Source organism: Achromobacter veterisilvae, from assembly GCF_900496975.1.
In the GTDB taxonomy this organism is placed as follows: domain Bacteria; phylum Pseudomonadota; class Gammaproteobacteria; order Burkholderiales; family Burkholderiaceae_B; genus Achromobacter; species Achromobacter veterisilvae.
This window is the reverse complement of record NZ_UFQC01000079.1, coordinates 1-8,719: the sequence shown is the minus strand read 5'-3', so window position 1 is coordinate 8,719 and position 8,719 is coordinate 1. Positions and strand designations below refer to the sequence as shown.

The window sequence follows — 8,719 nt, the reverse complement described above, 5'->3', positions numbered from 1 at the left end:
CGCAAGCGCCCGCGCCCCAGGCGGCGGCCCTGCCCCCCAATCCCGCGGCCGCCCTCGCCCAGGAGGGCGCGGCGGCCACGGCCGGCAAGCCGGGAAGCCCCGCAACGCAAGCCGATACCCCCACCGCGGCCAAGGGGGCCAACGCCGCGGCCCACGCGGCGCTTGCCGCCGGCGGCCCTCCGGCGCGCGCGCTGGGGCAGGCCCTGCGCCAGGCGCTGCAAACCAGCGGCCTGTTCTATGAGTCCCACCTGACCGACATGGTCTTCGGCCGGACCAATCCCTCCCAATTGCGGGACGAACCCCAGGCCCGGCTGGACAAGAACGCCGAACCCCAGAACGCGGCGCCCGCCCGGGCGCGGTCCGAACCCAGCGCCGCCGCCCGTTCCAGCGCCGACGCGCCGTCCGCCCCGGGCTCCTCGGGCTCGTCCGCCGCGCCCGCGCCCGGCACGCCCATCGCCGGCATCCACCAGGACCTGACCGTGCTCGTCCGCCAGCAGCTCGACGTGCTGGCCAACCAGGCCCTGACCTGGCAGGGCGAAGCCTGGCCCGGAACGCCCATGGAATGGGAAGTGGAGCGCGACCCCTACGGCGGCGACCCCGATTCCGCGGTGCCCACCTGGGCCACCCGGCTGAAACTGGACCTTCCGCGCCTGGGCCTGGTCGACGCCCGGCTGAACCTGGCGGGCGACCAGCTCGTGCTGCAGGTCATCGCCCCCCACAGCGCGGCCGAGATCCATGAAGCCTCGGACACGCTGCGCTCTCGCCTGCTGGCCGCGGGACTGACCCTGAGCAATCTGTCGGTCAACGTGGTGGAACCGCGTCCCGTCATCCCGGCCGACATCTGATGAGCACGCCCTCCCATTCCCCCGACACCGGCCCGAACTCCAACCGCAACGCGGCGGTCGCCATCTCCTATGAGGAAAAAGACGGCGCGCCGCGCGTGGTGGCCAAGGGCTACGGCCAACTGGCGGACACCATCGTCCGGGCCGCCGAAGAGAACGGCCTCTATGTCCACGAATCCCGTGAATTGGTCGGATTGCTCATGCAGGTGGACCTGGATGCGCATATCCCGCCCCAACTCTACGTAGCAGTGGCAGAATTGCTGGCTTGGCTATACCGCCTGGAATCGCGCGAGCTGCCCGAAACCACGCCCCCCGCCTGACCCTACTGATTGAGGACGACCATCGTGTTGGACGCCAGCGACCCGGAATTCCTGCTGACTCGGCCGGAAGACATGCGCGCAGCCCTGTTCGAGCTGACGCACCCCGACAGCCACATCCTGGTGCGCGACGCCGCGGACCGCGAGATGGCCGTGCTCATCCTCGGCGCGGACAAGGAGACTCGCCAGTTCTTCTGGCGGCCCCGCGACTATGCCGGCGCGGACTTCGAACACTCCGACAGCATGGGCCTGCTGAGCGGCACCACCTTCTATTTCAACGCCACGGCCTACGGCGGCGTGCAGATCCGCTTCCGCGTGCAGCGGCCCGAGGTGATCCATTTCGACGACGGCAGCGCCGCCCTGATGTCTCCCTTCCCGGAACGCCTGGCCCGGATCCAGCGCCGCAAGATGTTCCGCGCATCGCTGATCGCCAGCGCCAGCCGCTGCCACGCGACCTGGCAGGCCTCGCCCCAGGAAAAGCCGTGCAGCTTCACCGTGCGCGACATTTCCGTGGATGGCGTGGGCCTGCGCGCCGCAGTGGAGGTGGGCGCCCTGCCCCAGCGCGGCGCCGTCATGGAGAACGTACAACTGGACTTCGGCGAACTGGGCAGGATCAGCGCCAACCTGGAAGTGCGCAACGTCTATCCCGTTTCGGGCCAGCCGATGATGCAGGGCGCCAGCCCAAGCGAGGCCGCGCCGCGGCACGTCTCGCTCACCGGCGAGCCGCCGGTAAGCCATCTGGGAGCGGTATTCCTGAACCTGGACGCGCGCCAGGAAAACTGGCTGCAGCAGGTGGTGTGGCGCCTCGAGCGAGGCGCGCAGCGCAACTGACCGGGGGCCAGGTCCCCGCGCCGCGATCAGACGGCCATCGAGGAGATTTCCTTGTAGGCCGCGACCAGCCTGTTGCGCACCTGCACCGCCGTCTGGAAGCCGATGCTGGCTTTCTGCATGTCGATCATGACGTCATTGAGCGAGATGTCCGGCGCGCCCAGCTCGAAGGCCTTGGCCTGGGCCGTGGCCGCGTTCTGGGCGGCCGTGACGCGGCGGATGGAACGCTGCAGTTCGGCGGCGAAGCCGTCCGGCTGGACGGCCACTTCGCCCGCGGCGAGGTTGCCCGTCTCCGCCTTGCTGACGACCGCGCGCATCTGCTGGAGCATGCTTTCGATACCGGACAAGCCTGATACGGCCATTACTGATTCCTTGCTGGTGGGGATTACGCCAAAGTTGCATAAAGCGTAACGCCTGTCGCGCCCGGCCATAGCCGACAAGAACCGCCAAAAACCCCGACATTTCCTCGAATGCGGCCGCCTTCGGCCAGGGCCGCGGCGGACCCGCGCGCCTTCCTGGCGACATAGGGGATAAGTAACGCCAAAAACCGGCTGTTTTCAACGATTGGGATTGTCGTCTCAAGGGCAATAATCCACGCTCTCCCCAGACCAGAAGCACGTTGCATGTGTAATCTGCCCTACCAAGACATGAAGCTCCATTCCCAGCTCCGCGCAGCCTGCGGGAGCCGTCGATGAATCAGCAGGCCACCCTGAGCTCGTCGCTGCTGGCGAAGTTCCCCGTGCTGGAGAAGGTGCGCGCGCTGCCCAAGCCCGTCCTGCTCGGCGCGGCGGCAGCCGTCGTCGCGGCGATCGTCGCCGTCGCGATGTGGAGCAGCGAACCCAACTACAAGGTCCTGTTCTCGAACCTGGACGACCGCGACGGCGGCGCCATCGTGACGGCGCTGGGAACGATGAACGTGCCCTATCGCTACAACGATACCGGCACCGCCCTGCTGGTTCCGGCCGACCGCGTGTACGACGCCCGGCTGCAGTTGGCGTCCCAGGGCCTGCCGCGCGGCGGCTCCGTCGGCTTCGAACTGATGGACAACGCCCGCTTCGGCGCAAGCCAGTTCGCCGAGCAGATCAACTACCAGCGCGGCCTGGAAGGCGAGCTGGCCCGTTCGATCGAAGCCATGCACACCGTGCAGCATGCCCGCGTGCACCTGGCCATGCCGCGCCAATCGCTGTTCGTGCGCGAACGCCAGGCCCCCACCGCCTCGGTATTGCTGAACGTCTACCCGGGCCGCAGCCTGAGCGACGCCCAGGTCTCCGCGATCTCCTGGCTGGTGGCGTCGAGCGTCCCCGAGCTGACCGCGGAAAACGTGTCCATCGTGGACCAGAACGGCCGCCTGCTGTCCGCGCCGCTGGGCGAAGGCCGCGGCATGGACGCCGACCAGATGCGCTTCGTGCGCGAGATGGAACAACGCACGGTCGAGCGCATCCTCACCATCCTGAACCCGCTGGTGGGTCCGGGCAACGTCCATGCCCAGGCGAGCGCGGACGTCGACTTCTCCCGCCGCGAGGAAACGTCGGAAATCTATCGTCCGAACCAGGAACCCGGGCAGGCCGCGGTGCGCAGCCAGCAGACCAGCGATTCCACCCAGCGCGGCGTCAACCCCGCGCAAGGTGTCCCCGGCGCGCTGTCGAACCAGGCGCCGACCAACGCGCAGGCGCCGATCGCCAACCCGCCCCAGCCGCAGCCGCCCCGCCCGGGCCAGCCGCAGCAGCCGGCCAATGCCCAGCAGCAACAACAGCAGCAGACCGGCACCCAGACGCCGGCCTCCAACCTGAACGAACGCCGCGACGCGACCACGAACTATGAAGTGGACCGCACCATCAGCCACATCAAGCAGCCGGTGGGCGCGCTCAAGCGCCTGTCGGTCGCCGTGGTCGTCAACTACATCCGCGACAAGGACGGCGAGCCGCAGGCCCTGCCGCCCGAAGAACTGAGCAAGCTCACCAATCTGGTCCGCGAAGCCATGGGCTACTCGGAAACGCGCGGCGACTCGCTGAACCTGGTCAACAGCCAGTTCAACGATGGCCCGCCGCCGGTGCCGCTCTGGCGCGATCCGGAAATGATCACGCTGTTCAAGACGATCCTGGCGTGGCTGGTCGGTGGCGTGCTGGCGCTGTGGCTGTATCGCCTGCTGCGCCGCACGGTGGGCGAATACCTGTACCCGCCGGTCGATCCCGAGCAGGCCGAGGCCGATCGCATCGAGGCGGCGCGCGAAGCCCAGGAAACGGCCCGCGCCAAGGAAGTGGACCGCTATCAGGACAACCTGGAGCGCGCCCGCACGATGGCCAGCAAGGATCCGCGCGCGGTCGCGATGGTTCTGCGCACTTGGATGAGCAAAGATGAAAAATGATTCCCTTCCGCTGGACGGCATGACGCGCAGCGCCGTCCTGATGATGTCGCTGGGCGAAGACGCGGCGGCCGAGGTCTTCAAGTATCTCAGCGCCCGTGAAGTCCAGCAGGTCGGCGGCGCCATGGCCAGCCTGAAGCAGGTCACCCGCAACGACGTGGCGGTGGTGCTGGAAGAGTTCCGCCAGGAGGCCGACCAGTTCATGGCCGTCACCCTGGGGTCGGACGACTACATCCGCACCGTGCTGACCAAGGCGCTGGGCAGCGACCGCGCGGCCGGCCTGATCGAGGACATCCTGGAGGCCGGCGAAGGCGGCAGCGGCATCGACGCGCTGAACTGGCTGGATCCGAACACGGTGGCCGAGCTGATCGGCGACGAACACCCGCAGATCATCGCGACCATCCTGGTGCACCTGGAGCGCGACCGCGCCGCGGGCGTGCTGGCGCTGCTGACCGACCGCCTGCGCAACGACGTGATGCTGCGGATCGCCACGTTCGGCGGCGTGCAGCCCGCCGCGCTGTCCGAACTGACCGAAGTGCTGAATTCCGTGCTGGCCGGCCAGGGCGCCAAGCGCAGCAAGATGGGCGGCGTGCGCACCGCGGCCGAGATCCTGAACATGATGAATTCCGCCGAAGAGGAAACCGTCGTCGCCAGCCTGCGCGAACGCGACAACGACCTGGCGCAGAAGATCATCGACGAAATGTTCGTCTTCGACAACCTGCTCGACGTCGAGGACCGCGCCATCCAGCTCATCCTCAAGGAAATCGACAACGACACCCTCATGGTCGCGCTCAAGGGCGCCCCGGAGGAGCTGCGCGCCAAGTTCCTGCGCAACATGTCCAGCCGCGCGGCGGAAATGCTGCGCGAGGACCTGGAAGCCCAGGGCCCCATCCGCATGTCCAAGGTCGAGACCGAACAGAAGAAGATCCTGCAGATCGCGCGCCGCCTGGCCGAAAGCGGCCAGATCGTCCTGGGCAACCAGGGAGACGACACGTATGTCTGAAGCGGACAGCGGCGCGACGACGCTCAGCTCGCGCAGCGCCGCCTGGCGGCGCTGGCAGATGCTGTCGTTCGACGAGCCGGCGCCCGTCGAGGTCGAGCCCGAACCGGAACCCGATCCCGGGCCGGACCCCGAGGTCGTCATGGCCCAGTTGCGCGCCCAGGCGCGGGCGGAAGGCCGCGCGAAGGGGCACGCCGAAGGCCACGCCGCCGGCTTCGAAGCCGGCCGCCAGGCGGGCCACGAGGCCGGCCTGGCCGCCGGACGCGAACAAGGCTACGCCGAGGGCCTGGCCCAGGCGCGCGAACAGGGCGCGGCCGAAGCGCAGCATCTGCATGCGCTGATGCAGGCCTGCGCCGTATCGCTGGGCTCGCTGGAAGAAAAAATGGGCCAGGGCCTGCTCACGCTGGCCCTGGACATCGCCCAGCAGGTCGTGCGCACCACCCTCGCCGAACAGCCCGAAACCGTGGCCGGCGCGGTCCGCGAAGTGCTGCACATCAATCCGTCCGCCGGCGGCCAGATGCGCCTGTGGGCGAATCCGGCGGACATCGAACTGATCCGCCTGCACCTGGCCGACGAACTCAAGGAAGGCCATTGGCGCGTGCTCGCCGATGAATCCATCGCGCGCGGCGGCTGCCGCGCCGAGACGCCGTTCGGCGATATCGACGCCACCCTCCAGACGCGCTGGCGCCGCGTCGCGGCCTCGCTGGGCCGCAACGTGTCCTGGGAGGACCCCGCGTGACCGGCAAACCGGCGCCCTCGACGGCCGTGCCTACACCGGCCGTGCCCATACCGGCCGTGCCTACGCCGGCCGCGCCTATACCGGCCGTGCCCATCATCGACCGCTGGCAGACCCAGTTGCAGATCGGTTCGATCCGGGCCGCGTCGACCGACCCCTGGCTGGTCAGCGGCAAGATCACGCGCGCCACGGGCCTGGTGCTGCATGCCACCGGCCTGCGCCTGCCGGTGGGCGCGGCCGCCCGCATCGAAATCGCCCGCGGCCACGACCATTGGGCGGACGCCGAAGTCGTCGGCTTCGACGGCCACACGCTGTACCTGATGCCGCAGGCGGACATCTCCGGCCTGCCGCCCGGCGCGCGCGTCGTGCCTGGCGAACCCCCTGTCCAGCGCCAGATCCCCCTGCCGCGCAAGGCCGAACTCAACGGCAACGCCAAGCCGCAGCTCGGCCGCCACCTGCCGGTGGGCAATGCCCTGCTGGGCCGGGTGCTGGACGGCGCCGGGCGGCCGCTCGACGGCCTGGGCCCGCTGACGGGCGCCGAACTCGCGCCCCTGTCCGCCCAGCCGATCAACCCCTTGTCGCGCGCGCCCATCGATACCGTGCTCGACACGGGCGTGCGCGCGATCAACGGCCTGCTCACCGTGGGCCGCGGCCAGCGCATGGGCCTGTTCGCCGGCTCCGGCGTCGGCAAGAGCGTGCTGCTGGGCATGATGGCCCGCTACACCAAGGCCGACGTGATCGTCGTGGGCCTGATCGGCGAACGCGGCCGCGAAGTCAAGGAATTCATCGAACACAACCTGGGCCCCGACGGCCTGGCCCGTTCGGTCGTGGTGGCCGCGCCCGCCGACGTATCCGCCCTGCTGCGCCTGCAAGGCGCCGCCTACGCCACCCGCCTGGCGGAACACTTCCGCGACCAGGGCCTGGACGTGCTGCTGATCATGGACTCGCTGACCCGCTACGCCATGGCGCAGCGCGAGATCGCGCTGGCCATCGGCGAGCCGCCCGCCACGAAGGGCTACCCGCCCTCGGTATTCGCCAAGCTGCCCATGCTGGTCGAGCGCGCCGGGATGGGCGCGCCCGGCCCGTCGGGCAAGGCCGGCTCCATCACGGCGTTCTACACCGTGCTGGCCGAAGGCGACGACCAGCAGGACCCGATCGCCGACTCGGCGCGCGCCATCCTGGACGGCCACGTCGTGCTGTCGCGGCACCTGGCCGAAGCGGGCCATTACCCGGCCATCGACATCGAAGCGTCGATCTCGCGCGCCATGACCTCGCTGATCCCGCCGGAGCAATTCGCCGTGGTGCGGCGCTTCAAGCAATGCCTGTCGCGCTACCAGCGCAACCGCGACCTGATCGCGGTGGGCGCCTACGCCGCCGGCAACGACCCGCAGCTCGACGACGCCATCGCGCGCTATCCGCGCCTGGAAGCCTTCCTGCAGCAGGACATCGGCGAAAACATCGGCTACGCGGATGCCGTCGGCCAGTTGCGCGCCAGTTTCGAATTGAGAGACACCTATGCCTAGCCAATTGCCCCTGGACATGCTGATCGACCTGGCCAAGGAAAGCACGGACGAAGCCGCGCGCCTGCTGGGCCGGCTCAACGCCGAACGCGGCAACGCCGAGCGCCAGCTCGGCATGCTGCACGACTACCGCCAGGACTATCTGGAACGTCTGCAGCAGGCGATGACGAACGGCATGTCGGCCAGCGACTGCCACAACTACCAGCGCTTCATCGGCACCCTGGACGACGCGATCGGCCAGCAGCAGACCGTGCTGCGCCAGGCCGACGAAAACCTCGCCAAGGGACGCCAGTACTGGCAGCAGGAAAAACGCAAGCTCAATTCCTACGACGCCCTGGCGCAGCGCGAACTGCGCGCCCAGGCCGTGGTGGAATCCCGCCGCGAACAGCGCGCCAACGACGAATACTCCGCCCGCCTGGTCCAGCGCCAGGCCGGCATGCATTAAGCGATACCTAACAGGAAGCCCCAGATGACCGCTCCCCTGCCCTTGCCCACCATCGCGCCCGCCGCCCCGGCCTCGATCGCCGACGCGCTCGGCGCCAAGCCGGCGCCCGCGAACAAGAAGGGTCCCAGCTTCTCCGATGTGCTGGCCCAGCAACGCCCCGCTCAGCAGCGTCCGGATCAGGCCGCAGGCACCCGCCCCGCGGACGCCGCGGCGAAGGCGCCCGCCAAGGGCCAGCAGGGCTCGGACGATCCCGCCGCCCGCGCGGAAGGCGCCGCCGCCGGCGCCATCGACGAGGCCGCCCAGGCGGCCGCGCAGGCCGAAGCCGGCGCGCTGGCCGTCGCGGCGGCCCAGCCGGCCGTCGTGCTGCCGCAGCAGGCGCTGGAAATCGCCGCCCAGGCGGCGGAACAGGTACAGCTTGCGCGCAGCAATGCCGCGGCCACGGCCACTGCCATGAGCACCGGCGCCGCCGTGCTCACCGCGGCGCTGGGCGCCGCCGACGCGGCCGTTACCGTGGGCACGCCCGTCGCGGCCACCGCGCAGCAGGCGGAAGCCGCCGCCGCGCTCGCCGTCCGCGACGCCGAAGCCGCGCTGCCGGTCGTCACCGAGGCCGTCAAGCCCGGCAACAACCAGGCTCCCGCGCAAGCGCCGGCCGCGCCCGCCGCCGCGGCC

General features: G+C 69.8%; 9 protein-coding genes and 1 pseudogene. 9 read left to right on the top strand and 1 reads right to left on the bottom strand.

Going from position 1 to position 8,719, the window contains the following annotated elements:
* The 3 genes from fliK to AVE30378_RS32150 form a co-directional block, all read left to right on the top strand.
* A partial coding sequence (gene fliK, locus AVE30378_RS32160; RefSeq protein WP_165360357.1) for a flagellar hook-length control protein FliK occupies nucleotides 1–845 on the top strand: 845 nt, incomplete at its 5' end.
* A complete protein-coding gene (locus AVE30378_RS32155) occupies nucleotides 845–1,162 on the top strand; it encodes an EscU/YscU/HrcU family type III secretion system export apparatus switch protein (RefSeq protein WP_129247212.1) in 318 nt (105 codons plus the stop codon). The genes fliK and AVE30378_RS32155, both read left to right, overlap by 1 nt.
* Nucleotides 1,163–1,186: 24 nt before the next feature.
* Complete coding sequence (locus AVE30378_RS32150; protein WP_129247211.1) at nucleotides 1,187–1,990, top strand: flagellar brake protein; 804 nt, start codon at nucleotides 1,187–1,189, stop codon at nucleotides 1,988–1,990.
* Between the two features lie 26 nt (nucleotides 1,991–2,016).
* Here the strand turns inward: AVE30378_RS32150 and fliE are convergent, their stop codons facing one another.
* Nucleotides 2,017–2,349: a flagellar hook-basal body complex protein FliE gene (gene fliE / locus AVE30378_RS32145; RefSeq protein ID WP_129247208.1), complete on the bottom strand. Its 333-nt coding sequence runs from the start codon at nucleotides 2,347–2,349 to the stop codon at nucleotides 2,017–2,019.
* 329 nt (nucleotides 2,350–2,678) lie between these two features.
* Between fliE and fliF the strand changes: the two genes are divergently transcribed.
* From fliF to AVE30378_RS32115, 6 genes and pseudogenes are all read left to right on the top strand, one after another.
* The gene (gene fliF / locus AVE30378_RS32140; protein ID WP_129247206.1) at nucleotides 2,679–4,352 is read left to right on the top strand and encodes a flagellar basal-body MS-ring/collar protein FliF; all 1,674 of its coding nucleotides are present in this window, start codon (nucleotides 2,679–2,681) and stop codon (nucleotides 4,350–4,352) included.
* Nucleotides 4,342–5,352 (top strand): flagellar motor switch protein FliG, encoded by a 1,011-nt coding sequence (gene fliG / locus AVE30378_RS32135; RefSeq protein ID WP_129247204.1) that lies wholly within the window; start codon nucleotides 4,342–4,344, stop codon nucleotides 5,350–5,352. The genes fliF and fliG overlap by 11 nt, the downstream gene beginning before the upstream one ends.
* Nucleotides 5,345–6,088 carry a flagellar assembly protein FliH gene (fliH, locus tag AVE30378_RS32130; protein ID WP_129247201.1) on the top strand — a complete coding sequence of 248 codons (744 nt, stop codon included), beginning with the start codon at nucleotides 5,345–5,347 and terminating at the stop codon, nucleotides 6,086–6,088. The genes fliG and fliH overlap by 8 nt, the downstream gene beginning before the upstream one ends.
* Before the next feature lie 47 nt (nucleotides 6,089–6,135).
* Nucleotides 6,136–7,608 carry a flagellar protein export ATPase FliI gene (gene fliI, locus AVE30378_RS32125; RefSeq protein ID WP_129247214.1) on the top strand — a complete coding sequence of 491 codons (1,473 nt, stop codon included), beginning with the start codon at nucleotides 6,136–6,138 and terminating at the stop codon, nucleotides 7,606–7,608.
* Entirely contained in the window at nucleotides 7,601–8,050 is a 450-nt protein-coding gene (gene fliJ / locus AVE30378_RS32120; protein ID WP_129247200.1) for a flagellar export protein FliJ, read from the top strand. The genes fliI and fliJ overlap by 8 nt, the downstream gene beginning before the upstream one ends.
* Before the next feature lie 24 nt (nucleotides 8,051–8,074).
* Nucleotides 8,075–8,719: pseudogene (locus AVE30378_RS32115) on the top strand (flagellar hook-length control protein FliK); the annotation flags it as partial.